At 69.4% G+C, this 24475-nt stretch carries 33 protein-coding genes and 1 CRISPR repeat array; of the genes, 18 read left to right on the forward strand and 15 right to left on the reverse strand.

Annotated features, from left to right (window positions below; genetic code table 11):
• Positions 1–43: 43 nt before the first annotated feature.
• The 7 genes from ACIO3O_RS37590 to ACIO3O_RS37620 form a co-directional block, all read right to left on the reverse strand.
• Positions 44–259 (reverse strand): hypothetical protein, encoded by a 216-nt coding sequence (locus ACIO3O_RS37590; RefSeq protein WP_401753767.1) that lies wholly within the window; start codon positions 257–259, stop codon positions 44–46.
• A 114-nt stretch (positions 260–373) separates the two neighbouring features.
• Complete coding sequence (locus tag ACIO3O_RS37595) at positions 374–595, reverse strand: hypothetical protein (protein WP_401753768.1); 222 nt, start codon at positions 593–595, stop codon at positions 374–376.
• 134 nt (positions 596–729) lie between these two features.
• Complete coding sequence (locus ACIO3O_RS37600; RefSeq protein ID WP_401753769.1) at positions 730–909, reverse strand: hypothetical protein; 180 nt, start codon at positions 907–909, stop codon at positions 730–732.
• A gap of 239 nt (positions 910–1148) precedes the next feature.
• Positions 1149–1682, reverse strand: coding sequence for a transcription factor WhiB (locus ACIO3O_RS37605; RefSeq protein WP_401753771.1), 534 nt, complete (start codon positions 1680–1682; stop codon positions 1149–1151).
• 85 nt (positions 1683–1767) lie between these two features.
• Positions 1768–2070 carry a hypothetical protein gene (locus ACIO3O_RS37610; RefSeq protein WP_401753773.1) on the reverse strand — a complete coding sequence of 101 codons (303 nt, stop codon included), beginning with the start codon at positions 2068–2070 and terminating at the stop codon, positions 1768–1770.
• 123 nt (positions 2071–2193) lie between these two features.
• Positions 2194–2400, reverse strand: a complete 207-nt coding sequence (locus ACIO3O_RS37615) for a hypothetical protein (protein ID WP_401753775.1) — start codon at positions 2398–2400, stop codon at positions 2194–2196.
• 38 nt (positions 2401–2438) lie between these two features.
• Complete coding sequence (locus tag ACIO3O_RS37620) at positions 2439–3182, reverse strand: hypothetical protein (RefSeq protein ID WP_401753777.1); 744 nt, start codon at positions 3180–3182, stop codon at positions 2439–2441.
• Positions 3183–3583: 401 nt separating this feature from the next.
• On the opposite strand from ACIO3O_RS37620, the gene ACIO3O_RS37625 reads away from it, so the two are divergent.
• The 4 genes from ACIO3O_RS37625 to ACIO3O_RS37640 all read left to right on the forward strand — a co-directional run bounded on the left by ACIO3O_RS37625 (position 3584) and on the right by ACIO3O_RS37640 (position 7076).
• Positions 3584–4372: a GntR family transcriptional regulator gene (locus ACIO3O_RS37625; RefSeq protein WP_401753779.1), complete on the forward strand. Its 789-nt coding sequence runs from the start codon at positions 3584–3586 to the stop codon at positions 4370–4372.
• A 156-nt stretch (positions 4373–4528) separates the two neighbouring features.
• Positions 4529–5929, forward strand: coding sequence for a helix-turn-helix domain-containing protein (locus tag ACIO3O_RS37630; RefSeq protein ID WP_401753781.1), 1401 nt, complete (start codon positions 4529–4531; stop codon positions 5927–5929).
• Positions 5929–6609: a RibD family protein gene (locus ACIO3O_RS37635; RefSeq protein WP_401753783.1), complete on the forward strand. Its 681-nt coding sequence runs from the start codon at positions 5929–5931 to the stop codon at positions 6607–6609. The genes ACIO3O_RS37630 and ACIO3O_RS37635 overlap by 1 nt, the downstream gene beginning before the upstream one ends.
• On the forward strand, positions 6606–7076 hold the full coding sequence (locus ACIO3O_RS37640) for a deaminase (protein WP_401753785.1): 471 nt from the start codon (positions 6606–6608) through the stop codon (positions 7074–7076). Before ACIO3O_RS37635 ends, ACIO3O_RS37640 begins: the two co-directional genes overlap by 4 nt.
• A 218-nt stretch (positions 7077–7294) precedes the next feature.
• On the opposite strand, the gene ACIO3O_RS37645 is transcribed toward ACIO3O_RS37640, so the two are convergent.
• A complete protein-coding gene (locus tag ACIO3O_RS37645; protein ID WP_401753787.1) occupies positions 7295–7876 on the reverse strand; it encodes a hypothetical protein in 582 nt (193 codons plus the stop codon).
• 818 nt (positions 7877–8694) lie between these two features.
• Here ACIO3O_RS37645 and ACIO3O_RS37650 point away from each other — a divergent pair.
• From ACIO3O_RS37650 to ACIO3O_RS37660, 3 genes are all read left to right on the forward strand, one after another.
• Positions 8695–10134, forward strand: a complete 1440-nt coding sequence (locus ACIO3O_RS37650) for a transcriptional regulator (protein WP_401753789.1) — start codon at positions 8695–8697, stop codon at positions 10132–10134.
• A gap of 10 nt (positions 10135–10144) precedes the next feature.
• Complete coding sequence (locus ACIO3O_RS37655; RefSeq protein ID WP_401753791.1) at positions 10145–11026, forward strand: DciA family protein; 882 nt, start codon at positions 10145–10147, stop codon at positions 11024–11026.
• A gap of 115 nt (positions 11027–11141) precedes the next feature.
• Positions 11142–12710: an RNA-guided endonuclease TnpB family protein gene (locus ACIO3O_RS37660; protein ID WP_401753792.1), complete on the forward strand. Its 1569-nt coding sequence runs from the start codon at positions 11142–11144 to the stop codon at positions 12708–12710.
• 18 nt (positions 12711–12728) lie between these two features.
• Positions 12729–12940: direct repeats of the CRISPR family, unit length 29 nt; unit sequence GTTCGGTCCGTACGTGCGGGGAGCGACCG.
• A gap of 218 nt (positions 12941–13158) precedes the next feature.
• On the opposite strand, the gene ACIO3O_RS37665 is transcribed toward ACIO3O_RS37660, so the two are convergent.
• Both ACIO3O_RS37665 and ACIO3O_RS37670 read right to left on the reverse strand, forming a co-directional pair.
• Positions 13159–13515 carry a hypothetical protein gene (locus ACIO3O_RS37665; RefSeq protein WP_401753794.1) on the reverse strand — a complete coding sequence of 119 codons (357 nt, stop codon included), beginning with the start codon at positions 13513–13515 and terminating at the stop codon, positions 13159–13161.
• Between the two features lie 91 nt (positions 13516–13606).
• A complete protein-coding gene (locus ACIO3O_RS37670) occupies positions 13607–14533 on the reverse strand; it encodes a hypothetical protein (RefSeq protein ID WP_401753796.1) in 927 nt (308 codons plus the stop codon).
• Positions 14534–14833: 300 nt separating this feature from the next.
• On the opposite strand from ACIO3O_RS37670, the gene ACIO3O_RS37675 reads away from it, so the two are divergent.
• On the forward strand, positions 14834–15556 hold the full coding sequence (locus ACIO3O_RS37675) for a hypothetical protein (RefSeq protein ID WP_401753798.1): 723 nt from the start codon (positions 14834–14836) through the stop codon (positions 15554–15556).
• Positions 15557–15583: 27 nt separating this feature from the next.
• Here ACIO3O_RS37675 and ACIO3O_RS37680 read toward each other — a convergent pair whose 3' ends face one another.
• Positions 15584–15808 (reverse strand): hypothetical protein, encoded by a 225-nt coding sequence (locus tag ACIO3O_RS37680; RefSeq protein ID WP_401753800.1) that lies wholly within the window; start codon positions 15806–15808, stop codon positions 15584–15586.
• A 115-nt stretch (positions 15809–15923) separates the two neighbouring features.
• Between ACIO3O_RS37680 and ACIO3O_RS37685 the strand changes: the two genes are divergently transcribed.
• The 7 genes from ACIO3O_RS37685 to ACIO3O_RS37715 all read left to right on the forward strand — a co-directional run bounded on the left by ACIO3O_RS37685 (position 15924) and on the right by ACIO3O_RS37715 (position 20467).
• Positions 15924–16874, forward strand: a complete 951-nt coding sequence (locus ACIO3O_RS37685) for a hypothetical protein (protein ID WP_401753802.1) — start codon at positions 15924–15926, stop codon at positions 16872–16874.
• Positions 16871–17137: a hypothetical protein gene (locus ACIO3O_RS37690; RefSeq protein ID WP_401753804.1), complete on the forward strand. Its 267-nt coding sequence runs from the start codon at positions 16871–16873 to the stop codon at positions 17135–17137. The genes ACIO3O_RS37685 and ACIO3O_RS37690 overlap by 4 nt, the downstream gene beginning before the upstream one ends.
• Complete coding sequence (locus ACIO3O_RS37695) at positions 17083–17958, forward strand: hypothetical protein (RefSeq protein ID WP_401753806.1); 876 nt, start codon at positions 17083–17085, stop codon at positions 17956–17958. Before ACIO3O_RS37690 ends, ACIO3O_RS37695 begins: the two co-directional genes overlap by 55 nt.
• Positions 17959–18004: 46 nt before the next feature.
• Positions 18005–18391 (forward strand): hypothetical protein, encoded by a 387-nt coding sequence (locus ACIO3O_RS37700; RefSeq protein ID WP_401753808.1) that lies wholly within the window; start codon positions 18005–18007, stop codon positions 18389–18391.
• Positions 18388–18591 carry a hypothetical protein gene (locus ACIO3O_RS37705; protein WP_401753810.1) on the forward strand — a complete coding sequence of 68 codons (204 nt, stop codon included), beginning with the start codon at positions 18388–18390 and terminating at the stop codon, positions 18589–18591. The genes ACIO3O_RS37700 and ACIO3O_RS37705 overlap by 4 nt, the downstream gene beginning before the upstream one ends.
• A 55-nt stretch (positions 18592–18646) precedes the next feature.
• Positions 18647–19363 carry a hypothetical protein gene (locus tag ACIO3O_RS37710; protein ID WP_401753812.1) on the forward strand — a complete coding sequence of 239 codons (717 nt, stop codon included), beginning with the start codon at positions 18647–18649 and terminating at the stop codon, positions 19361–19363.
• 342 nt (positions 19364–19705) lie between these two features.
• Positions 19706–20467, forward strand: coding sequence for a hypothetical protein (locus tag ACIO3O_RS37715; RefSeq protein WP_401753814.1), 762 nt, complete (start codon positions 19706–19708; stop codon positions 20465–20467).
• A gap of 22 nt (positions 20468–20489) precedes the next feature.
• Here ACIO3O_RS37715 and ACIO3O_RS37720 read toward each other — a convergent pair whose 3' ends face one another.
• Positions 20490–20684, reverse strand: coding sequence for a hypothetical protein (locus tag ACIO3O_RS37720; RefSeq protein WP_401753816.1), 195 nt, complete (start codon positions 20682–20684; stop codon positions 20490–20492).
• A 315-nt stretch (positions 20685–20999) separates the two neighbouring features.
• Here ACIO3O_RS37720 and ACIO3O_RS37725 point away from each other — a divergent pair, with 315 nt between their 5' ends.
• Positions 21000–21467, forward strand: coding sequence for a hypothetical protein (locus tag ACIO3O_RS37725; protein WP_401753818.1), 468 nt, complete (start codon positions 21000–21002; stop codon positions 21465–21467).
• Between the two features lie 174 nt (positions 21468–21641).
• Here the strand turns inward: ACIO3O_RS37725 and ACIO3O_RS37730 are convergent, their stop codons facing one another.
• The 3 genes from ACIO3O_RS37730 to ACIO3O_RS37740 are packed head-to-tail and all read right to left on the reverse strand — an operon-like array spanning position 21642 to position 22765.
• On the reverse strand, positions 21642–22217 hold the full coding sequence (locus tag ACIO3O_RS37730; RefSeq protein WP_401753820.1) for an endonuclease domain-containing protein: 576 nt from the start codon (positions 22215–22217) through the stop codon (positions 21642–21644).
• A gap of 45 nt (positions 22218–22262) precedes the next feature.
• Positions 22263–22571: a hypothetical protein gene (locus tag ACIO3O_RS37735; RefSeq protein WP_401753822.1), complete on the reverse strand. Its 309-nt coding sequence runs from the start codon at positions 22569–22571 to the stop codon at positions 22263–22265.
• On the reverse strand, positions 22568–22765 hold the full coding sequence (locus ACIO3O_RS37740; RefSeq protein ID WP_401753824.1) for a DUF1778 domain-containing protein: 198 nt from the start codon (positions 22763–22765) through the stop codon (positions 22568–22570). Before ACIO3O_RS37740 ends, ACIO3O_RS37735 begins: the two co-directional genes overlap by 4 nt.
• A gap of 478 nt (positions 22766–23243) precedes the next feature.
• On the opposite strand from ACIO3O_RS37740, the gene ACIO3O_RS37745 reads away from it, so the two are divergent.
• On the forward strand, positions 23244–23882 hold the full coding sequence (locus tag ACIO3O_RS37745) for a hypothetical protein (protein ID WP_401753826.1): 639 nt from the start codon (positions 23244–23246) through the stop codon (positions 23880–23882).
• Between the two features lie 192 nt (positions 23883–24074).
• Positions 24075–24440, forward strand: coding sequence for a hypothetical protein (locus ACIO3O_RS37750; protein WP_401753828.1), 366 nt, complete (start codon positions 24075–24077; stop codon positions 24438–24440).
• Positions 24441–24475 lie beyond the last annotated feature (35 nt).

Here is a 24475-nt window from a genome sequence, read left to right on the forward strand (position 1 = left end):
AAGGGGGTGCCGCCCCGGCGGGGCGGCGTTCACGGGTTTTCGTTCAGGTCCGCTGGCCGGGCGAGCGTCGGCTGGGGGCGACGATGCCGGTGCGGCCGGACTCGTCGAGCCAGCGCTGAGCGTGGTCCCGGTCGTGAGCACCGGCGATCGCCGCGAGTCCGTCCTTCGTGGTGACGTAGGCGGACCAGGTGGTGCCGTCGTTCTCGGTTTCGGCCTGCGCGGTGGTGATCTGGCTGGTGAGCCAGGCGGGGAACGTCATGACGCCTCCTGTTCTGAGGTGTTGGCCGGGCTGTCCGGCTCCCCCTCACCGCCCGCACCGACCGCCGAAGTCACAGGCGGTCGGTGCGGGCGGATCAGGCAACCGGCAGATCGGTCAGGCCAGAGACAGGTGCCGCGCCCACTGGTCGGCGTGCACGCGTACCGCATCGAGCGTCGAGACGGTGACCCCCTGCGCGGTGACCGCGGTGACGACCCGGCCCTCCGTGTGGGCGGCGACGAAAGCCGGGTGCGCGGCGGCGGCGAGGTCCTCGTAGTGGTCGTAGTCCGCGGGGTCGTCAGACGTGGGGACGCTGGCGGCCAAGACGGTGGTGGGCATGTGGTCCTCCTCGTTGAGGGCATGGAGCTGGGTGTGCCCCGGCTGGGGGCGCATCGAAGAACGGGCCGCCCGTCCTGTGGGCAGCCCATGAGGGAAAGGCGGGGAGCGGGCGGCGAGTTGGGTGTGCGTCCCGCTCAGCGGGCCCGCCGCTGCCGCCCGAGGTAGGCGTCCTGGAGACGGGCGAAGGACTCGTACAACCGGGCTCCGGCGGAGCACTGGGGTCCCTCATGCTTGGTGCAGGACCCGCAGGCGCTGGTGTGCTTGTGCCAGATGCGGGCGGCGGCCATGTAACGGGTGTGCAGGTCGTCAGCCACGCTGGCCGGCCGGAAGACGAGCGAGGCACCGGTTCAGATCCTCCGCGGCCTGGTCCGCCGCGCGAAGGTCGGCGGCCGCCCTGCGGCGGGCCTCCTCCAACTCAGCAGCAACCTGTGCCGAACCCCGGCCCGTGCCGTCGGCGCTCACCGGACACTGCCCGACGTCGCACGCCGGGCGTCGGCCTCACGGGCCCGCCGCAGCATCTCGTCCATCTCCCTCGACTGCGCGTCCTCACCGCTCATGCCGCCTGCCCCCATCCCGCGCAGGCCCGACGGGCCGCCTTGACCTCGTGAAGCTCACCGGCGAGCTGACGGATGCGCAGGTTCTGCCGCACCTGGGCTCCCACGTTGCGGCTGGACATCTCCACGTTCACCGCGACCGCAGCCTGCAACGCGCGGGCGACGGTGGTGAGCCGCTTCCACTGCGGGTCCAGATCCTCGTGACAAGCCGCGCGGAGCCGCTCGTCCTCACGCTGACGTACCTCGTACAGCTCCTGGCCGGAGAGACCGGCACGGACCATGCCGTCCGCCCTGTCCCAGCCGTCACCCTCGCGCAGGGCGAGCTCCCGGCAGGCAGCCATCACCGGGCAGCCGTGGCAGAAGAGCACCAAATCCTCCCGGCGCTCGCTCCAGGACTTACGGCTCTCCTCCTCACCACGGAAGAAGTCGACGGCGCCAGCGCCCGGCTGCTGGCACCGAGCGCCCGCGTCGACCACGCGCTGGAGCACCGTCCGGCGCTGCGACCGGGCCTGTTCACCTGTCATCCTGTGCATGTGGGTCGTTCCTCTCTCAGGGGACCTGCAGGAACGGCCCCGGGGGCGCAATCCCCGGGGCCGTCGTCTTCTGTGGCTGGCTGGTCTAGGCGGCGGGCGTGTACACAGCGGTCGCGGGGGAGGGGCGGATCAGGTAGTCCGAGGTGGTCCAGACGTCACCGATCGCGTACGGCTGACCGTCCGGACGCAGCACGTCACGAACGATCAACGCCCACCGGGCGGCGTCCCGGCGCAGCAACTGCGCCGCTTCGCCGGGGTCGGTGATGAGGACCAGGACCTCGAACTGGCCCTGCGAGGTCTGGTAGATCGCGCCGGGACGGCGCGGACCGATCTCCTCAGCGGTGGTCGACTGAACGGAACGCAGAGGGAACGCGGCGGAGACGTTCATCGTGGAGCCTCTCTCATGGGGCCGTACACGGTTTCGGGGGAGTGGCTGATCTCTACGAACGGCCACGGCCCCGGCCGACCCAGTAGCTTCTCGGGTCGGCCAGGGCCGTGGGCGCTGGTGGGGTCAGAACCTCTGCGCCAGCGACACCAGGTCACCGCCGCACGCCGCGTACAGGGCGGGCGTCAGCATCGCCGTCTCGTCGTACGCCGACCACAGGTCCGAACACACCGTGTGGCCCGCGTCGACCAAGGTGTTGACCAGCGCGGATGCCTCATAGGCGTCATCCACGGCCAGGACCATGCGCACGTCGTCGATGAAGAGGTTGAACACGATGCCTCCTTGATCAGGGAAGTCCGGTCCAGGACGGGTCAGCGCGTGCGGTGCGCGGGGCGCAGCGTCTTGAGCGGTACGTCAGGGCCCCGGAACTCGGAGACAGCGCCCGCCGACCGCTTCCGGCACTGGTTGTTCGCCACTTCCGCCGCCGCGTCGACCTGGTCCCACTGGGCACCGCGGAACGCCAGCCGCGCCCGCTCCTGCCGGTACGCCACCTGTGCGGCCACGCGCTCTTCCTCGCGGCGGGCGGGCTCCTGGTGGAAGGCCAGGGCCAGGCGCCGCACGAGGACTTCGCCGGTCGGGCACATGGCGTACCGCGTGCACGTCGTGCACGCCTTACGGTGCGCAAGGTAGTGCTGGCGCGTCGAGTTCAGCGTGGCCTCCGCCCGGATCCGGGAGACCGGAGCGGCAGGGACCGGGAGCGGCTTGTAAAACTGCTGCGCGGCACGCCGGTTGTCCTGCGGCATCGCCTCCCGCAGCAGACGGTCCTGCCTGGCCTGCCAGCGCCGCACGTCGATGTCGACGATGACGAGCTGGTCGCTGCCGGGGCAGAGAGCGTGCTTGTCGCCCTCCGCGACCTTGCCGGAGACGCAGTGTTCGCGGATCTTGAGGACCGTGTCGCCCATGATCCGACGCCAGGTGCGGCAGTCGGGACAGGCGATCGACTTCACTTCGTCGGGCCGGACGTTGTAGTCCTCCGGGGCCATGCTGCTGAGCTTGAGCGCCTCACGGCGGTTCGTGTTCTTGGTCCGGACGCGGCCGGGACGCTTGCGGGGCATCGAATCCTCCTGACGTGGGATCGGGTACGGGTGCTGCCTTCTCCGCCACGCCAGGCCCGCCTTTCGGCAGGTTGGTCCTGGCGGACAGACAGCGCAGCAGCGCCGTTCGAGGTGGATCAGGTGGAGCTATTCGGTACAGGAGCCTCGACCGGGGGAGCTCGGCTCACCCCACTGCCGCCGCCCGGAGGGCAGTGACTCCTGCGTGTTTTGCGGTAGTTCGTAGACGACGCCTTTGCTCCACAGAGCATTAGGGCTATCGCTATCGCCTAGTAGAAACCATGCCGACCGGGTGAGTCAATACCGATAGCTCTACTCGTCGCCCGTAGTTGTGCACGCACGCGGCTGACTGGTAGAGCTAGCCCTAGAATCAGTTCCCAATAGCACTCTGAAAGGTGGATCCGGTGCCCGTCTCGTATCGCAACATCGCCGCTGACCTGCGACAGCAGATCAGCGAGGGGCGATACATGCCGGGCGACAAGCTCCCGATGCTCACGGAGCTCCAGGCGCAGTACGGAGCGGGGTATCAAACGGTGCGAAGCGCTATCACCCTCTTGGAGCAAGAGGGCCTCGTGGTGGCGATCCGCCGCAGAGGCACGATCGTCCGCGAGCGCCCGGAGAAGAAGCGGATTACTCGTTCGCGCCAGGTGTTCCGGGATGAGATCGGTTACTACTTCGATCCGACGGCGCAGTCCTGGGCGGCGTTGGAGCCTCCGACCGTGCGCTGGGGCATCGTCCCCGTCGACCTTGCAGCGCTGATGGGGCTCAGCACTGGGGCTGAAGTCCTGGTTCGCGACCGCGTGATGGGTGATCCAGAATCTCGGAAGCCGAAGCAGCTGGCGACCAGTTACCTGCCGGCGGATCTCGCCCGGGGCACCCAACTCGCGGAACCCGACACAGGCGCTGGCGGAATCTACGACCGCCTGGAGGAGATGGGTCACCATCCCCTGCGCTGGAGCGAAGGGGTCTCGGCTCGTATGCCTTCCCCTGAGGAGGCCGAAGCGCTGGGCCTGCCTGCTGACGTCGGTGTTCCTCTGTTGCGTGTCGTACGCCTCACGATGGCCCCGAGCGGCGAGGTCCTCGAACTCAACGACACCCGGATGAGCGCTGAAGAGTTCGAGATCGGCTACAGCATCCGAAGGCATTCCAGCGCGCGTCCTGCGGGTGTGGGGGACGAAGAAGACGAGCACTGAGTACCACCTCCCCTGACCGAACTCGCCTGTTTGTAGTTCGGTTCTAAGTCCGGGGAGCTGCTAGTTCCAGATCTGCCATGTGGCCGGGTGAGCTGGCCACATCAGCCACAGGATTGGGGCGGGATGGCACAGAAACCAAGGGAGTTGACGCCTTGGGTGTCCCTCCTTCACAACTGGGGCTATCAGCTTCGCGAGCTACGGAACGCGCGCGGTCTCAGCCTGCGTGATCTCGCGAAGCGGACCCGAATCGACCATGCTCACCTGGGACGATTCGAACGGGCGGAGCGCGTGGCCGACCGCATGCAGGCGGCGCTCCTGGACGATGCCCTGGACGCCGGTGGGATGCTGCTGCGCCTCTGGGATCGGATCGGTCACGAGCCTGACCATGTGGCCAATCCACCCCATGATGTGGCCAAGTCCTCGGTCAATCTGGTCTTGGCCACGGCGGACCAGGCAGCGTCGGACGGTGAGGGGATCTCGGTCCCGTGTCGTCTACGAGATGGGTCGGTGGTCTGGGTGGCTTTGGAACGGCGTGCGCTGCTGCGCGCGGGGGTGGGGTTGGGAGCTGCTGCGACCGTCGGCGTTGGTTCGCCGGCGGCTGCGGACTCGGACGGCGTTTCGAGCCTGGTCCGCAGCGCGCGGGCCTCATCGGCGTACGGCTCGACACCGGTGGAGCATCTGCGCCGCACCCGGCGTCTGCTGATCGACGGCGACAACCTGCTCGGTCCACGTCACGCCCTCAAGGCAACGCGGGACTACATCGGCGTCATAAAGGAACTGCGGCGGGACGCGACGGGGGCCGACCGGCGCGATCTGATGGAGCTCCAGACCCAGTACGCGGAGTTCCTGTCCTGGCTCCACCAGGACCTGGGCAACCCGGACGCCGCGTCGTACTGGCTCGATAGGGCAATGCAGTGGTCGTACACGGTCGGCGACACCGATCTGACCACCTACGTCATGGCTCGCAAGGCACAGCTGGCGGGCGACGTGGCCGACTTGGCCGACGTCGTCGACTTGGCCGAAGCCGCCCAGCGGATGGCCCGGCCCCGTAGTCGGCTTGCCGCCGTGGCCCGCACCTATGAGGCGTACGGACACGCTCTGCGCGGCAACGCCGACGACAGCGAGCGCGCCATCGATTACGTGCGCAACGCTCTGGACGGCATCGGTTCCGATCTCACCCCGTGGGCCGCGTGGCTGAATGCCTCGTATGTAGAGGTCCACCGCGCGCAGGGCCTCGAAGCCCTCGGCAAGCACGACCAGGCCGGAGACGCCTTCGCCGAGGCCATCCGGCTGATGCCCGGCGACTATCACCGCGACCGCGGCGTCTACATGGCTCGGCAGGCCGTGGCCCTGGCCGGCGCCCGCGATCCGGAGCGTGCCGCAGCGGTCGGCATGCACGCGTTGACGGTCGCTGCCGATACCGGCTCCGGCCGGATCACCAACGAGCTCGTCCGGCTCGACAAGGCCCTGATCCCCTGGCAGCGCGAGGCCCCGGTCTCCGAGTTCCGCGCCGCCTTCGACTCCACCCTCGTCCACGAAACAGAAACGGAAGCCTGATGTCTGCCCGTCCGTACGTCGTGCTGTCTGCCGCCATGTCGGTCGACGGCTACCTGGACGACACCAGCCCGGAGCGGTTGTTGCTGTCGAACGCCGACGATTTCGACCGCGTCGATCAGGTCCGCGCGGATTCCGACGCCATCCTCATCGGTGCGACGACCATGCGGAAGGACAACCCGCGGCTCCTCGTCAACTCGGACAAGCGCCGGGCTCAGCGCGTCGCCGACGGCAAGCCGGAGTTCCCCTTGAAGGTCACGGTGACCCGCACCGGCGACCTTTCCGCCGACTTGAGGTTCTGGCATCACGGCGGCGCGAAGTTGGTCGTGACCGTCGACGGCGCGGTGGAGAAGGTACGGGCCACGTTGGGGGAGCTCGCCGACGTCGTGAGCGTCGGGCCGGAGCTCGACTGGGGCCTGGTCCTCGACGAGCTCGGGCGCCGTGGCGTCCGACGGCTGATGGTGGAGGGTGGCGGCACGATACACACCCAGCTCATGGCCGCTGACCTCGCCGACGAAGTACACCTCGCTGTCGCCCCACTCCTGGTAGGCCGGGCCGAGGCCCCGAAGTTTTTGAATGCGGCCGATTACCCGGGCGGGTCAACGTCGCGGATGCGACTGCTGGAGGCACGTGCGATCGGCGACGTCGTACTGCTCCGCTTCGCTCCGAAGGAGCGCGGATGATGTACGCCCCTGATCGGGACCAGGACGTGAGCTGGATGCGGCGCGCGATCGCGCTCGCCGCTCTGTGCCCTCCGACTGCCGGAGCCTATTCGGTCGGCGCGATCATCGTCGGCGAGGACGGCAATGAACTCGCATCGGGCTACTCCCGGGCGACTGGCCCTCGCGAGCACGCAGAAGAAGTCGCCCTTGCCGATTTCATCCAGGATGATCCGGATCTTGCCGGAGCGACGATCTACACCACGCTGGAGCCCTGTTCTCAACGCTCCGCCTCCCGTACGCCGTGCTCGCAGCGAATCCTCCAGGCAGGAATCCCTCGCGTCGTCATCGCCTGGCGCGAGCCCAGCCTGTTCGTCGACGACTGCGTCGGCTACGAACAGCTAGTAGAAGCAGGGGTGATCCTGGTGGAACTGCCCGAGCTGGCTGCGGCCGCGAGGGCTGTAAATGCGCATTTGGGGGACCTTGCGTGACGCACACAGCATGGGTGCGGAGGCTCTCCAACCGCTCTGGCGCCATGTGCATCGACGTCTTCCCAGCGCGGGTACGCTGCGTGGCTCGCTTGGGCTTCTCCTCCCCTGCCCCAACCCCGACTGCCTGCCGAATCCCCGGCAGTGGCGGGCGGTCAGGGATCCGGCAAGGGCGGGGCATGACGGCGAAGCCGAGGTGGCGCTCGTTAGGTGATCAGGACTTAGGCGGTACCTGTCGGCCGGAGGGCGTCGAGGGCGGCGTCGAGCGTGGGTGGTACGCCTGCCCATCCGCGGGGGATGAGGAGCCGCAGCCGCGCGTCGTCCGGCGTTCCCAGCCGCTTGGGTCGGCAGTCGAGGACGGGGACGAGCCCGAGCTCCATGGAGTGCAGCAGGACCGGCTTGCCTGCGGCGACGAGGGTGATGAGCTCCTGCCGGGCGGCGCTGCCGAGCGCGTGCATCCGCGTCTTGCCGGGTTTCGCGCGGGTACCGGTGACGACGAGGCCGTCGAGGGACGCGGCGAACTCGGGCCAGCGGGCGGTGTAGTCGGCGCGGTCGGCGAAGACGGTGTGGAAGTCCAGGAGTTCGACACCGTCGGGCAGGGCCTGGCGGATCGTGTCGACGCGGTGTTGCCAGTTGGGGCGCTCGCGGTAGACCGGGGGTGCGCTGAGGTAGACGCGTACGGGGTCGCCGGGGCCGCGGGTGGCGGCGATCTTCCGCATGGCCTGGACGAAGCCGCGCCGGCGCGCGGGCGGGGCGTAGCTGTCGGGTGTTGCTGGGGCGCCGGTCGCGTTCATGCTGCTCATGATGCCGTGCTCCCTGCTGGTGCTGTACTGCGGCCGGTCATGGCGCTGCTGACGCTCCGTCAGGGTGCTTTGGGGGAGCGGCGACACGGTTGTTCTGGGAGTGTCGTTACGCACCGTGGTGGGAGTAGTGTGTCAGCGGATAAGATCCATATGCAGACATGCTTGATCCCCGCGAGGTTGCGCTCCGGGGATCGTGGCCGACGACCTATAGGGGGTCTCGACATGCTGAAGGGTACCCGTACCCTCGCCGTTCGATCTTCAGGCACCCGCTGTAGCAGCGACGACGCGCTCGTCGCTCCGGCTGGGTGCCTTTTTGGGTTTCCGTGCTTCGACGGAGCGCGGGCGCACCTCTCCCCCGAGGGGGTTGCGATGAGGTAGTCGAATTTGGCGGCGCCCGCTTTGCGGGACTTCTAGCCGCCCGGGCCTGGCTCTCTCGGTGATGTGCAGTCACCGGATGCAGCGCCCTACGTGTCTCCGTTTTGGCCTGCCAGGGCCTCCGCGGAGGGGTTGTCCGCCCCGGTGCCAGCCGGCTGCGAACGGTCCAACTTCTTCGGTTCTGCCCGAACCTGCATCACCCACCAGGGGGCTTTGCTGTACCCGCCCCCACGAGTGAGGACGGCGAGTGTCAGTTTGCATTACCTGCCGAGCTTTTGCCAGCCCACGCATGCCTGTTTCATCCAGGTGTGCCCATGTATGCGCCCTGTGATGTTCCTGAATGCACAGGACGCTTCCCCGTTTGCACCTCCACTTCCGCCGACACGAACTTGTGCTCGACCGCTCGGTCGCAGCTTCACCGCGCTGGTGAGGGCGGTGGGCTGGTGACCGCCGTGGCGGCACCGGCCGCCATGCGGCTCCCTTCCCCGCGCCCGTCGGTCGATGACGAGGCGGTCGACGTACTGCCCGCGCTGTACGTGCCGGAGGCATGCCAGTGGCTGGCGACGTCGACGGGGCGGATCGCTCTGGACGGCTACTCCTGGTTGCAGGCGGTCCACTGGGTCGTCGGGGCGGGGCTGTACGAGCCGCGCCGTCACCGCTCCCACGGACCGCGCAGGTTCGGGCCTACGACCGTGCGGGTCGCCCAGGAGCTCGCGCAGCTCTTCCCGTGCCGTCCGGGGGTCGCGTACCTGGTGCGGTGTACCGGGCTGTCGGAGCGGTCGGTGGAGTACCACCTGGGGATGCTGCGGGAGGCCGGGCTGCTCGCGTGGATCGTCAAGGGCACCCGGGTGTCCGGCGGTCCGGCGCAGGCGTCGGAGTTCGCGCGGATGGTGCCGGTGGAGTTCGACCGGGCGCTCGGTGTCCGTACGGCCGGTGAGGGTACCGGGCGGCGGATGACGGGTATCGCGGAGGCCGGCCGGGAGCTGATGGCGCAGCTGGCGAAGAAGTCGTCCCGCAAGGTCCGCAAGCGGCGGCCGAAGTCGTCCTCGAAGGCCCTGGCGAAGGGTGCGCGGACGGCTGCTGAACAGGGTGCTGTGACGCCTGTTTCGGATGAGGTCCGTTGCACCCCAATGGGGGGTAGTTCCCGCAGTGCTTCTTCTGCTAGTACTACCTACTTCCCCCCTGAGAGGAAGCTCGCGAGCGGGCAGAGTGATTCCCTCACCCCGAAGAAGGGCAAGCGCGGCCGCCGGAAGCTGAACGCAGTCGGGCGCCGCTTCCAGCTGGCTTCGGAGCTGATCCGCCAGGTGCCGTGGATGGGCCGCGCTTCGGTGCCCCGGATCGCCTGGATCCTCAAGGATGTTGCGGACGCGGGCTGGACTGCCGACCAGGTGATCGCGTTCCTGGACTGCGGCGACGCCCCGGGCATCGTCCACCGCCCGTCGGGGTTCCTCGCCGGGCGGCTGAAGGGCGCGGTGGCGCTGTGGCCGACCGAGGAGGGCCGCGTGCGCGCCGTGCAGGCGTACCGGGACTCCCGGCGCGCGGAGACGGCCCGCCACCAGGAGTGGGACGGCGTGTGGCAGGCCCCGAGCAGCATGGCGGTACGCCGCATGGTTGCTGAGGTGTTCGCGCCCCAGACGCAGCCGTGCGTGAAGGATCAGGTGCTGCCCGAGCTGGGCGGCATCGAGGACCTGAGCCCGGACGACCTCGCGGACATGCGGGCAACAGCACGGGGCGAGTTCATGGTGGGTGAGACCACGCTCGTCATGACGATCTCCGACACCCTCGGCTCTGCCGCCGCCGTGCACATCTTCGGCGCTGACCTGGTGCAGCGCGCCCACAAGCTGACGAGCAGCACCTCGCTGATGACCGTCGGACGCCGGTAGGGGGACCGTGATGACCGAAACCGTGAACACCACCATCAGTAGCGGCGAGCAGTCGGTGCCGGATCTGTCCGGCGTCGACCTGGCCCGGGTCGCGCTGCGCCACGCGCGCGAGGCGGCCAAGGCCCGCGGCGAGGGCAGCATCCGCAAGACCAAGCGCCCCGCCCGCTCCATGACCCTCCAGCGGGACGGCCGGAAGCCGACCGGGTTCGGCGCCGTGCTCCGGGACCTGGTGGCCGACCGCGCCTGGGACGTCCCGGCCGCCGGGGGCAGCATCCTGGATCAGTGGCCGGCCATCGCGGCCGCCGTCTCCCCGAACTTGCCCGCTCACGTCGCTGCTGTCGCTTTCCACGCGGAGTCCGGCCAGCTGGACCTGCGCCCGGACTCGTCCGCGTACGCCACCCAACTGCGGCTGATCAGCTCCCGGATTGTCACCGCGGCGAATGACGCCGTTGGCAAGCAGGCGGTCCGCACCGTCCGGGTCCTGGCCCCGGGTGCCACGACCCCAGCACCCCGCGAGGCGGTCACCGCGCCAAGGAAGGCGGCCCGGCCGGAGGCGCCGGTGAAGACCCGGGATATGGCCTCTCCCGGCTTCCACCGGGCCCTCGCCGCTGCCCAGGCCGTCGAACCCGCGCAGCGTGTCGACTCGGGCAGTAGCGAGGCGATCGAGCGGCAGAACCGGGCGATGCGCGAACTCAGCCGCCGCGCCTTCCCCGAGGTCGCGGCCGCTGCGCCGTCCCCGATCGAGCAGGCCCGTGCGCAGCGGCGCCGTCAGGCAGCGGAAATCCATGCCGCCGCCCTGCGCCGGGCCCGCGCAGAACGGGCCAGCGCATCTGCCCTTCCGCAGATGGCACGGAAGGCGTCGGCAGAGCATCCGCGCCACCGCGCCGGATGACGCTGGCGGTCATCAGACCCAGGATCAGACAAGGTCAGGCGGATTGTCAGTGGCAGGGACTAACGTGCTCAACACTGCTACATGCGGGCGAGGTTGACGGAAGGGGGTGGGTTGCGTGGAGCAGGAGATTCTGAAGGCATTCCGGTTCGCGTTGGACCCCACTCCTGTCCAGGCGGAGGATCTTGCCCGGCACGCCGGGGCTGCCCGGTGGGCGTTCAATCACGCGCTCGCGGCAAAGGTGTCGGCGCATCAGCAGTGGCGTGCCCAGATCGACAACTTGATCACCTCGGGGATGCCGGAGGCTGTGGCGCGCAAGCAGGTGCGGGTGCCAGTTCCCAACAAGATGAGCATCCAGAAGGAACTCAACCGGGTCAAAGGCGACTCCCGTACCGAGGAACCGCTGGCACCGGGGGTGGCGGGTCCGCAGCGGCCGTGCCCGTGGTGGCACGAAGTGTCCACCTACGCGTTCCAGTCCGCGTTCATCGACGCGGACCGGGCCTGGACGAACTGGCTGTCCTCCCTGTCCGGAAAACGTGCGGGGCGCAGGGTCGGATACCCGAGATTCAAGAAGAAGGGCCGCTCGCGGGACAGCTTCCGGCTGCACCACACCGTCACGAAGCCGACGATCCGCCTCGACGGCTACCGGCGCCTGCACCTGCCCCGCCTGGGATCCGTGCGCCTGCACGACTCCGGAAAACGTCTCGCCCGCCTCGTCCAACGCAACCAGGCAGTCGTACAGTCCGTGACCGTCTCCCGGGCCGGGAACCGGTGGTATGCCAGCGTCCTCGCCAAGGTCACCCAGGACATCCCCAACCGTTCCTCGCGACGGCAGCAGTCCGCCGGCACCGTCGGCGTCGACCTCGGGGTGAAGGTCCTCGCCGCGCTGTCTGCACCCATCCGACTCCCCGGCCACGACCGCGATCTGCTGCTGGTGCCCAATCCCCGCCACCTCCGGGCCGACACCCGCCGCCTCGCGAAGGCGCAACGGGCCCTGTCCCGCACGGCGAAGGGCTCCGCCCGACGCCGGAAGGCCGCCCGCCGGGTCGGTGTCGTGCACCACCGGATCGGCGAACGCCGCGCCACCTACCTGCACACCATCACCAAGCAGCTCTCCACCGGATTCGCGACGGTCGCCATCGAGGACCTGAACGTCGCGGGCATGACTGCCTCCGCCCGAGGCACCCTTGCCGCGCCGGGGAAGAAGGTGCGGCAGAAGGCCGGACTGAACCGGTCGATCCTCGATGTGTCCCCGGCGGAGTTCCGGCGACAGCTCACCTACAAGACTTCCTGGTACGGGTCCCGGCTCGCGGTATGCGACCGCTGGTTCCCCTCCAGCAAGACGTGCTCGGCCTGCGGGTGGCAAAACCCACGCCTCACCCTCGCCGACCGCGTATTCACCTGCGGACAGTGCACGCTCGTGATCGACCGGGACCTCAACGCTGCCCGGAACATCGCCGCCCACGCCGTCCCCGTGCCACCACCCGGCACCGCCGCCCCCGGTAGGGGGGAGGCGCAAAACGCCCGCGGAGCAGCTACAAGACCCACCACCCCACGGGGTGGAAGGCAGGCCGCAACGAAACGGGAAGACACCAGGCCGCCCAGCCCGGTGCCACCTCAGCGGGGCAACCCGCTGACGCTCCCCCACCCCAACCAGACAGATCACGACATGGCAAAGCGGTTGTAGAACCGCTGGTCAGGAAGTGCTCGGTCCGTACGCGCGGGGAGCGACCGACCCTGAGCGGTGGCGCTCCGTTGTGTACTCCGTTCGGTCCGTACGTGCGGGGAGCGACCGCGTCGAGTCCTCCAGAGACTCTGCGGCCGAATGTTCGGTCCGTACGTGCGAGGAGCGACCGTTGTGCTGGGTCTTGTGCTGGCGGCCGATGTCGTTCGGTCCGTACGTGCGGGGAGCGACCGCCCTCTACCGCGAGGCTGCCGATCGCGGCGACACCGTGGCCTTGATGCGGGAGGAGGTCGGGGATCGGGACGGTGCCTCCGGGGTCTCCATGAAGAGCCTGGCTCCGGGCAACCCTCCGCGTCTAGACCGGGGCGAAATGGGCTGAATTCTGCACTCGTGTGGGTGACGGACCGGGACAAGGGAAGCGTTGTGCGCGCCCGCCCTTGTCCCGGTGGCGCTACAGGTAGTCGGCCCGCTCGGCGCCGAAGGACCCGTCGCGCAGCAGGGTCTCGGTCAGCAGGAAGCGTCGCGGGCTGCCGTCGACGTAAAAGACGGCGTACGTTCCCGGCGGCTGGGTGCTGACGCGCTGGAGGGGGTGGCCGTCGGGGCCGGTGGTCGAGTACAGGGTGTAGAGGCGGGGCACGGGCGTTCCTTCCGTCAGGGGAGTGGTCGCCCCTTCGGTGGCGCGCGGGCCCCGGGACAGCAGGCGGCGTGCGGCCGCTCCGCCCCGGCGCAGTCCGTCGAGGGCCAGGAGAGCGGCGAGCGAGCCGGTGGTGTCGGACAGGGCGTCGGAGAGTAAGGACAGCAGGGACATCGGGGACCTCACAGAAGTCGGCGCGGCCGCCAGGGTGGCGGGCCGCGCCGACTGTGCGGGAGGCGGCACTTAGCCGCGCAAGTCCCGCCTCTCAGGACTCGCTGTCCTCCTCCAGGGCCAGCACGCGGGGAGCATCGTCCATGGGGTGCCAGCCGGAGCCGGGAAGGGGCTGTGAAAGCGCGGAGGGAACGTCCCCGTCAGCCCACTTGGCGGGGGCGGGCGGTGCCGTTGCCGCGTCCTCCAGGCGGTACTCGGTGTCTTTGCGGTTGATTTCGGCCCAGCTGCGCCGCTGGTCGGCGTTCTCCCGGTGCTCGTCGGCGAGCTCCGGCTCTGCGGTGACCAGTGCGTCGTATACGGCGGCAAGCTGCTCGTACAGGTCGGCTGCGGCCGTGGACGTGGCGGCGCGCTTGAGGTGCTCCAGGCGGTTGGCCGGTTTCTTGATCCAGTGCTCCTTGTTGCGGGTGACGTCGCGCTCTAGGTCCTTGCGCCGGGTGTGGAGTTCGCGGGCCCGGGCGCGGCGGGCCTCCTGCGCTTGCGTGGAATGCGGGTGGCGTACCGCGTCGAGTCCTGCGGAGACCGCGTCGGTGCGGCCGTCCGGGTCGATGCGGGCGAAGGCGCCGTCCAGGGAGCGGGCCAGGTTGCTGGCGGAGTAGTTCTCCGTCCCCATGGCGGCGCTGCGCCCCAGGCTGGACCAGGACTTGACCGCCTGGTTCCAGCGCTGGTGGGCGGACTGTTTGGTGGTGCCGGCGGCGGTGGCGAGTTCCTCCCAGGTGGTGCCGCGCTCGCGCTCGGCGATCACGGCCGCCGCGACGGCGGTGGAGGCGGCCTGTGCCAGGAGGAGGGCCTGGCTCAGGAGTGCACCGGCGGGTGCATCCGGATCGACCGGGACCAGGTTGGTTGCGCTGTGGGCTGTGTGCAGGGCGGTGTCGGCGAGGTGGAGGCGGGATTCGTCGCGCGGGGAGAGCAGGGGCGGCAGGCTGCGGTCGGTCTCGGATGGGGCGTCAGCTGAAGTGGTCACCGTGTCACCTTAGTCCTGACGCGTCTTCTCGTCAGGAAGTTCACGACAAAGAAGTTCGTCAGTGCGAAGCTGACGCATTGTGGCGTCAGTCGGAGCGTGACGCGGCACACTGTCAGGGGTCGCCTGACTAACACCGAGACGCTTCGTCTCGGCTCGGATAATGTGCGATATCCGAGTCGAGACACCCCGCCTCGCCACCCTTTCGAGTCAAGGGTCCTTGACGGGTGGGCGGGGCTGTGGGACGGTGCTCACCGTCAAGGACCCTTGACGATTGTCGACCGGAACGGGAGGCACCCACCCATGGGATGGGCCACCGACGACGGACTGCACGAGGGCTACGCGGTCGCGGTGCTCGCCGACGGCCGCGACGCCACCGCCGAGGACAACCTCAGGGGGAACTCCGCGTGGCGGTGCTTCGACGGCACCGACGGCAAGCCCCTCGCGGTCGGCGTGCGCGCCGCATGCGACTGCTACGACGGCCGGGGCCGCATCGTGAAGGAGTGGCGCGGCGCCACCGTCTTCCCCGTCTTCTTCGAGGACGAGGAGACCACCGAGGGGCCCGGCGAGGACGGGGACAGTCCCTACGCCGAGTGGCAGCGCACGCACGCGGCCCCGGCCGCCGCCACCACCGTCCCCGCCGACGTCACCGAACTCCTCGGCCAGGTCCGCGAGCGGCTCCGCGAACTCGCCGCGATCCGCCCGCTCGCCGCGCTGAGCGCCGTCGCCCGGCTGGAGGGCATCGCCACCGCGGCCGCCCGCTCCGCCGCCCGCGCGGCCCAGGAGGACGACCGCTCCTGGGCCGACATCGGCACCGCCCTCGGTGTCAGCAAGCAGGCCGCCCACCAGCGCCTCGCCCGCCACGTCCAGGCGGACGGAGCCGCCGCCGAGCTGCCCCCGGTTCTCGCCCTCGACGAGGCCGCGCACCTGGCGGCCGCCAGATGCACCCCGCAGGAAGAGCTGCTCACCCGGCAGCGCACTCCCTTCCCCCTCGGTCCGGCCAAGGGCCCGGAGGTGACGTCGTGAACGGCGGTCCGGGTCGGTGAGGGAACGTCAGAGCAGGTGCAGCTTGCTGAACAGCTCGACCAGGCCGAAGAGGGTGACGGCGGCCGCGCCGGCGCCGCAGAACAGCGCCGGGTAGAACCCGACGCCCAGCCCCACCGGCTTGGGCTTCTGGGAGCCGTAGAAGCCGATGAAGAAGACAACCAGGGCCGCCAGGACGGCAGTCAGCACCCAGGGAACAGCAGAAGGTGGGGCGGTGGCGGCGAGCGCGAACACGTGAACTCCCGGAGGCCGAACGGAGATGCGAGCCCAATTGTCTCGCAGAGGTGGAAAATAGCATGGACAATGCGAGACTAAGAAGCGTGCAGGCAAAGGAACAGGAGGAGACGCCATGGCCGGACGTCCGATGAAGCCCATCCCCTCAACCGCCGATCCGGCCGCCGCCGAGTTCGCCACCTATCTCCGTCTAGAGCTCCAGCGCCTCATGGACCCGGGAACTCCGATGAGCCGCCTGGCTGAGCACGGAGGGATCGGTAAGTCCACACTCATGCACGCGCTCGGCGGCGAGCGCTTTCCCACCCCGCGGACGCTGGCGGCCATGGCGGACGCCGTTGCGGCCCTCACGTCCCTGACCGACCAGGAGCGATGGGAGGTGAAGCAGCAGTGGCTTGAGCGAGCGCATGAGGCCAGGCGGGCTACGGAGGAGCCGGGCCGACGGCTCCGCTGGGAGCCCAAAGAGTCCAAAGCGACCAGGGAGAGCGCGGAGCCGGAAAGCGTCGCCATGAACCTGACGGCGCGCCCCGAGGACGTGGAGCTGTGGGCCGCTCAGGCGGCACTCGACCAAGCACTGGAGCGCCTGGAGGAGGCGACCCAGGACGTCGCCCGCGCCCGGAAGCAGCTCCAGCGCTTCACCCAAATCCGGGGGAGGGGAGTACGGGTCCTCGGTGCGGATGCATCCACACCTGCCGCTGCGGCAGAGTTCCGAGAATCTCTTGGCATCTCACCGAAGGTGTTTCGGAAAGCGCTCAGGACCGCCCGCGAGGAGGAGCAGCGCGCGGCGCGGGCTGGCAAGCCCACCGGCCGGGCAGAGGATGCGCCCGCGCCTGCCGATGACAGCGAAGAATTTTTCCGCCGGGAGATCCCGCACTATCAGCCCTATCAGTGCATCGTGTCTGAGTCCGAGCGTCCGGAGGAGGGCCGGGAACGGCTCCTAGAAGCTGTCGAGAACCTGGCCAGCGCCATGTACGAACGGGGCAGGAGGGACATGATCTCTGCCGCACAAGAACGCGAAGAGGGCTTCGTCGGCGAGCTCGCCAACCGGGTGGAGGAGACGTCCGAGTGAGCGCCGAGACGTGCGGGACCGCGCTGGAGGCCGTGGAGGTGGTCAACGCCGAGCTGGTCGAGACCGCACCCGGTGCCGGCGGGAACGTGACGGTGTACGCCCCCGCCGCGGCCGCCGTGCTCGCCGCCCTGGAACAGGGGGCGGAGGAACATCTGGAGAAGGCGCGGCCGCGCAAGAACCAGGTCTCCTACGCCCGCGACTGGGCACTGTGGACCGAGTTCCACGCTGGCTCGCCGAACGCACCGGCACCACGCTGCCGTTGACGGCCGTCACGAAGGGGACGCTGGTCTCCTTCGTGACGTGGCTGGACCAGGTGAAGGAGGCCGCCCCCGCCAGCTTCGACCGGCGGATCACCGGGGTGACGGTCACGGCCCGCCGTCCGCCGTACGGCATTGAGGTACCCAAGGAGGCGACGAAGGCGGCCCGCGAGGCTCTGAAGCGGCTGAAGGCGGACCGTGAACGCCTCGCCCGCGGGCGAGGACAAGCCGTCCCGGCCACCCCCGCCCATCTGCGTGCGATGGTCACCGCCAGCGCGGAGATGCCGCGCGCCGAAGGGCCTCAGCGCAGGTGGAAGGCGTACGTGCTGCCCGACCTCGCGGTCTACCGCAACCGGGCTCTGAGCCTTATCGCGTTCAGCATCGCCGGACGGGCTGCGGAGGTCAGTGTCCTGGACCTGCCCGACATCGTGCTCGTCGATGCTGGGCTGGAGGTCCACGTCCCGGAGGTGAAGGGCCGTCCGGCCCGCGACGTCGAAGTCGCCTACGGCGAGCACCCCGAGACCTGCCCGGTGCTGAACTGGCTCGCCTACAAGGGCGCCGCCGAGGAGGGCGGGCTCGGGGAGACGGGTCCCGCGTTCCGGGCCGTCGACCAGTGGGGACACCTGGGCACCTCCCCCGCGATCGTCGCCCAGCTCGCCGAAGTTGCCCGCCGCGTCCAGGACGGCGTCCCGCCCAAGTTGAAGGCCCGGGTGTTCACGGCGACCGCCGACCTCGCGGCGCTGGCCGGGTGGGTCAGCTTGCCGAGATGGTCGCCGCCCCACTGGCTATCGCCAGGGTACTGGTCGCGGTCGTCACGGTCTGTCTGACCGTCGTGCAGTCCCGCTCCCACCCCACCGAAGGACACGGACCCTCATGACAGACACCACGCCCGCGGAATCCCCCGCCTCCCGTGCCGAGGAGCCGCAGTCGTCCGCCGACCGCTGTTCGGCCGCCCACCCCGAGGACCCGGTGGAGTGCGCGGGAGCGCAGGACGCGGTCACCCTCGTGGACGACCACGGCAGTGCCGTCACCGGCTGCGAGACCCACGGGGCCCGGATGCTGGCCTCCCTGGAAGGCGCCACCGTCGAGCCCGGCTCCGCCGTCGGTGCGGCCACCCGTGTGCTGGCGGCCGCCGACACGATCCGGCCCTTCGCCTGGTACGAGCACGCCCCGCGCACCGAGCCCGCCCAGCGCAGCCGGGCGGAGAACCGTACGGCGGGCACCGCCCGCCCCACCGACCCGGAGGACAGGACCCGATGACGACCACCCCCGCCGCACCGGAGCCGACGGAGATCCACCCCGACCAGGGCACCCTGTTCGGCATCACAGTGACCCGGACGGTCATCGCGACCGACTGCGCCCGCCCCGACGGCGGCCCCCTCACCGACGCCGACTTCGACAACCTGGCTCAGCTCGCCCGCACCATCGTCACCGAAAGGACCACCACCTCATGCCGATGAACGTCGCCTTCGTCCTGCCCGGACAGCCGGACCGCGTGCAGACGACGCCGAGCTCGTGGACACCACCGCCCCCGGCAACGGCGAGGTCGCGGCACTTGATCCGGTGGCGGCTGTGCTGGCCGCGCTGGACACGAAGGCGGCCGAGGACCTGTACGACAAGCGTCCCCGTAAAACGAGGACCGGGTACGCGCGGGACTGGGAGCTGTGGGAGGAGTTCCACGACTGGCTCGCCGAGCAGACCGGTGTCCGCCTGCCGCTCAGCTCTGTCACGGTCGGCACGTACGTGGCGTTCGTGAGGTGGCTGGACGAGGTCAAGAAGGCCGCCCCCAACAGCATCGAGCGGCGGGTGACCGGGGTGGCCTCCGAGGCCCGCCGGTACGGCTACGAGGTGCCCAAGACGGCCCGGGCGGCGGCCACCGAGGCCCTCAAGCCGCTGAAGCTGGACAAGGAGCGGCAGAAGCGCGGCCGTGGGAAGGCCTCCCCGCTCACCCCGGCCGACCTGCGGAAGATGGCGAACGCACCACGCGAGCGGGCGCCCCAGCCGGGTGCCGGGAAGGGGCGCCCCCTGGTGATCTCGGAGCTGACCCGGCTGCGCGACAAGGCGCTCAACTCGCTGAAGTTCGCGGTCGCCGGGCGCAACGAGGAGCTGTCCGCGCTGGACGACGCGGACATCGAGCCCGTGGACGATGGCTCCCCAATGGCCGACCGACCAGTCCCTCTCCTTCCTCGACTCCGCGCACCAGGCCGCCGTCTTCCGCGAGTTCTCCGGTGATCTGCGGGCCTGTGTCTCCCCTCTGCACCCGGCCGTCCGCCTGGTCCGCGACCCCAAGGGGGCGGCGGCGGTTGACGGGGTGTTCGACGAGCCCTGGCCCCAGGACCCGCCAGCTCGCAACAAGATCGCGAAGGCCGACCGCAAACGGGAGAAGAAGAGGCGGGGCCGTGAGCGTGGCTGACGCTCGGACCGCCCCGTCAACACAGGAAGTCCTCGCCCGGTGTCGGCTTGCGCCGCCTTCCGACGACGGCACGCCTGGTCATAGGAAGGGTCTTCCTTCCCGTACGTAACGCCTCCAAGTCCCTTGTCCCGTAGGTGACTTCCCGGTCGTAGCATGCCGTCATGGCACGCACCGCTACCGACATTGCCCTCGACGAACTGGTCTCGCTCGACACCGACCTGGACCTCGCGAACTGGCGGCCGAACGCCCTGGAGCGGATCGTGGCGGGCCTGGTCCTGGACGCAGACCCCGATCTGCCTGCCGAGGAGATCTATAACGGGGCTGTCTCAGCGGCCGGTCCCGACATCGCCGAGGTCGGCCGCAACAGGCTGGCCAGCCTGCTGATGTACAGCTCCGCAGCACTGCGCCATCCCTCCGTCGCCGACTCCCCCGACGGACTCCGGTACCGCGAAGCCGTCGATTCGCTCATGCACCGCGTACGGGAACGGTGCCCTTTGGACTGGGACGAGACGCAGATGTGGGTGCAGGAGTTCACCGTCCGGGTGCGCAGTTGGTACGGGCAGCACCACCGGATCAGCGACGTCGAGCGGGAAGTGGCGCTGGTCTCCGGACTGACCGAACCGGACCTACCGGCCCCCGGGGCCCGCATCACCGACTTCACCGGCTTCGAGCGTGCCGACCGACTCGTCAACGCGGAGGACCGTCTGCGTCATGCCGTCTCGCGCGCCGACCTTCGTTCCGTCGGCCGTCTGGCGATCCTGCTGGTCTCCCTCGCCGACCTGTGTGAGGGGATCGCCAATGAGGTCACATCGGTACGCCGGACTGCCAAGGGACTGCCCACGGAGGTCCTGCGCCGTGTTCAGCCCGTTGACCAGCTGCTCCTGGGTGCGGCCGTCGAGGTCCGGGCCCTGCGCGAGGTCTGAGCCCGATCCTGCCCCCGGTCGTCTAGCGGCCGTCACCGACCGGGCCTGTCCCCAGCGGGCGACGTCCCCTTGTTGCGGGGCGGGACCGCTCGGGGCTCACTGTCCATTCCTCGTCGGCGGCGCGTTCGGCGACGGTGCGCGCCCGGGGGTCCTTCGGTTCGGGGTCGGGGATCTGCTGTCCGGCTCCCAAGGGCCGACGCGGTCTGGTGCTGCTCACCTCTGGAGTGTCCCCCACCTCGGAGCCCGCCTTCACCGGGGCCCCGCCTTCCGCACGTCACCCGCAGCACGTCCCACAGAACCGCCGTAGAACACCGCGGCCCGTCGTACCCCAAGCCACCCAAGGGAAGGTGGCGCCCTTCGGCATCTTCGTGCCCCGGAGCCGTTCTCGTGGGTCCCCGCGGCGTCGCCGGAGGAGGCGTGTCCGGGTGCAATTCGAACGCCTTTCGGGTTGGAGCCCAGGGGCACCAGTGGATGTCGGCCGATCTTCTCGTCTCAGCCCGTACGGACCTGATGACGTGCCACGATCGTCCACATGGTGATTCTCGGCGTACGCATTGAGTTCTACGAAAAGGTCGGCGACGTAGGCGAGTTGTCGCGGAACATGCGCGGCGTGCTCTACCGGGACCATGGGTTCCAGGCGGCGGGCGTACCCAGCGTGGGCGAGCTGTTTGCCATCACGTCGCTGCGCGTGGGACCGCGCGAGCGCCACGTCGGTCCCGAGTTCACCGGGCACGGCCCGTTCCTGCCGGTACGGGCCGTGGAGCACTATCCGACGCCCATGTCCGACGACGGTGACGCACCTCCGTGGTGGGACCGATCAGCGGAGCCGTCGGCGAATATCGTGCTGCACACCACTCTGTCGAGTGACCCGGTTCTGCTGCACAAGTTCTTGGCCCGCTATGCCGCCCCCGACTCAGGCTGGGTCGGGCTTTTCCATGACGCGGAACTGGAGCGCCTGTGGTGGGACCTGCGCCCCGGGGCCGGTCCTGCAGACGAGTAGAGGATCAGAGGTCGAGGACGGCGCGGAGTACCTGCTCGACGCGGGACATCAGGGCGGGGGCGACGGCGCCGCGTCGGGGCAAACCCTTCGGCGTCGACGGTCAGGGAGAGGGTGGGCAGCTCACCGTTCACGTCGCCCGGGTATTCGCGATGCCCTCCTTCCCAGCAGCGGTGCTCAAGGCCCTTTCCTTTCGACTGGGTTGATGGGTCTCGCACTGGACTGATCGAGACGTTCGCTCACGAGATTGAAGGTGATGCTGGGTCCGTTGTTCCTGGCCCGGATGAAGCCGGTGTCCTCAAGCGGTCGGATGCGGCGTGCATCGGCGCTGCGCGCGGGCGGGTTGGCCAGGTAGTCGTTCATGACCGGCCAGGTGCGCCGATCCTCGTCGAGGTTCTCGTACCGGGCGACCAAGAAGGAGTTGCACGGTGCGCACAGCATGCCGCGTACGCACGCCCGGCAGCCCGCCGTGCAGAGCTGGCAAGCGTGGTCATGGTCGATGTGCCACCAGGACCGACCGAAGTGCGCGTCGTCCCCGGGGTTCTCGTCACAAATGGGGCAGCGGTCGTTCTGGACGCGCAGGATCGCGTTGACCTGAGGCACGGTCAGCCCCTTGGCCCGGTACTGCCGATATGCGGGATAGCACTCCTCGCAGACCTTGCTCCTTGATCCCGCACCATCCAGACCGATGATCCGGTCACACACCTTGCACGAGTCGTCGTCGACGGTAGGTACGCCGTGGCCTCTTACCATCCGCAGAAGGTATCGACAGGTCCGAGGCACACGCGTGGTGGGGGTTCAGAGGTCGAGGACGGCGCGGAGTGCCTGGTCGACGCGGGACATCAGGGCGGGGGTGATGGTGCCGTGCCGGGTGGCGCCGGTGAAGCGTGCGGTGCGGAGCTGTTGCAGGTTCACTGCGACGGCTGTGCAGGGGAGCGGGGTGTCGATGACGACGGACATGGCGGTGTCGGGGTAGCGGCCGGGCGGGTGGAGGACGATCGCAAGGACCGCTCCGTACGCCTCGTCCAGGCCGGTGAGGGAGACGACCAGGACGTCGCGCCCGTCGGGCAGGGCCCAGATTTCCCCGCGTTTGATCTCCGAGGTCACAGGGTGTCGCCTTCGCCTGCGAGGTCCTGGCCGAGACCGAGGTCGGCGAGCTGCTGGGCTGCGTCCAGGGTTGCGGCGCGGCGGGCGGCGCGTACGACGTAGGCGTTCACGCTCAGTCCGGCGGCCCGTGCGGCCTGCTTGATGGCGGGGGCCAGGTCGTCGGGGACGCGGAGCGTCATCGTGGTGATTGACATGACACCAGAATAGACACCACAAAGTGGTAGCGCCGGATGATGGCGGAATTGCCGTCGGACACCGGGCGAAGCGGCAGCTTTTGGGCGGCTTGCGGTGCGAGCGGAGCCGTCGGCGGGATCGGGGCGGCGAAGGTTCGCAGGTAGGACGATGCGGGGGATCGTGACCGCCGCCAGCCTTGCGGGTGCTGGACCCGGCGGAGTCTGAGGGGCACACCGTGCCGGACAACACCAGCAACCAGCAGAGCAATCAGGCCAGCAGAACGATCAGAACACCACTCCCAGCTCCAGCGACCCCGTGGTCGGGCGACACCAGCAACAGCATCAGCGGCGGCACCTACGCCGAGCCGCTCGTCTTCGGGGGCATCACGCAGTAACCCCGATCATTTAACCTGCCACTTGCAGCGGAATGGGTACCTAGGTAGACACTTCACGAGGTTGTGGGTACTGTAGTACCCACACTGACTTGGAGGAGCCCTCCGTGCCCATCGCCGATGCGCAAGTGCTGGACCCGAACAAGATCACGGACCTCGACGACACCCGCGTAGTGGAATCCCTGAAGTGGAACGGCGTCACCTTCGAGCTGCGCGACCACGTCGACGACTGGCTAGCCATCACCTGGTCCGAGCCGCCCGTGGCCACCGCGCACCCCCTCATGGCGGAGGGCCGATTCTCACTCCACCTCGCCGTCGCCGAGGCGATCCTCGAAGCCGCCACGACTCGGATCCTGTGGAACGACCACAACCAGGCCGGCGTTGCCGTCAACAACGACGGTAGCTGCTGGACCGCGGCTTGGATCCAGGCCGGCCAACCGCACTACAGCGAGCATGACGATTGGAACGCCGCTCACCTGGCGCTCGCCGACCGTCTCGATGAGATGGCCCAAAGCCCCGTCTACACCGGCAGCAACATCGAAGACGAGATCGCCCAGGCCCACCTGCACCGTGCGGCGGCAGACATCCGGTCCGCCGTGGCGCTCGCCAAGCTGGGCGACGTCGTGCGCGACGCGCAGCCTCATCTCCAGAAAGGGCGGCAGGTCACTGCCATCGCGAAGAACCTGGGAGTCGAGCGGAAGTTTCTCTACCGCGTATTCGCCGGAGAGGAATGGCGCCGACGCTGAGCCCGGTACCGCCTGGCTCTACATCACCGGCCCGCTCGTCATCCGGCGCGGCCCCCTGATGACCATCCCCGACCAGGGCCGGGGCGTCCGTCAACTACCGCACGAACGACCGGCGCGTGCTCGTCGAGCGGACCTACGTCGTCGGCACGACCTGCACGGTGTGCGCGGTCCAGATCAAGGTGGCGAATTGCTGTGACTGACCTGATCCAAGTTGAGCCCGCCCCCGAGCGGCGCAGGGCCTTCGCCCGTTGGGCGGTCGCCCAGAACCCCAAGCTGGACACCGTGGGCCCCAACACCTTCGCCGTACCGGCCGAGCTGTTCACCAAGGCCCCGGAGGACATCCTGATCGGCTCCCTCGTCGACGGCCACTTGTACGTCTCCCCGCAGGAGGACTCTGACAATGGCCAGGTGGAGGAGCTGCTGGGCGTAGCAACACCGGCGGGCCTGACCGCCGCACCGGAACCCGACGAGCTGACGACGTTCCCGTGCGACCAGTGCACGCGCGACTTCGCGACCGAGCGCGGGCGGGATGCTCACGGCCGCCAAGCGCATGCGTAGTTGTGAGCTTCCATGGGAGCGCAAGAGCGATGCCT

Source organism: Streptomyces sp. NPDC087440 (genome assembly GCF_044744005.1).
GTDB lineage: Bacteria > Actinomycetota > Actinomycetes > Streptomycetales > Streptomycetaceae > Streptomyces.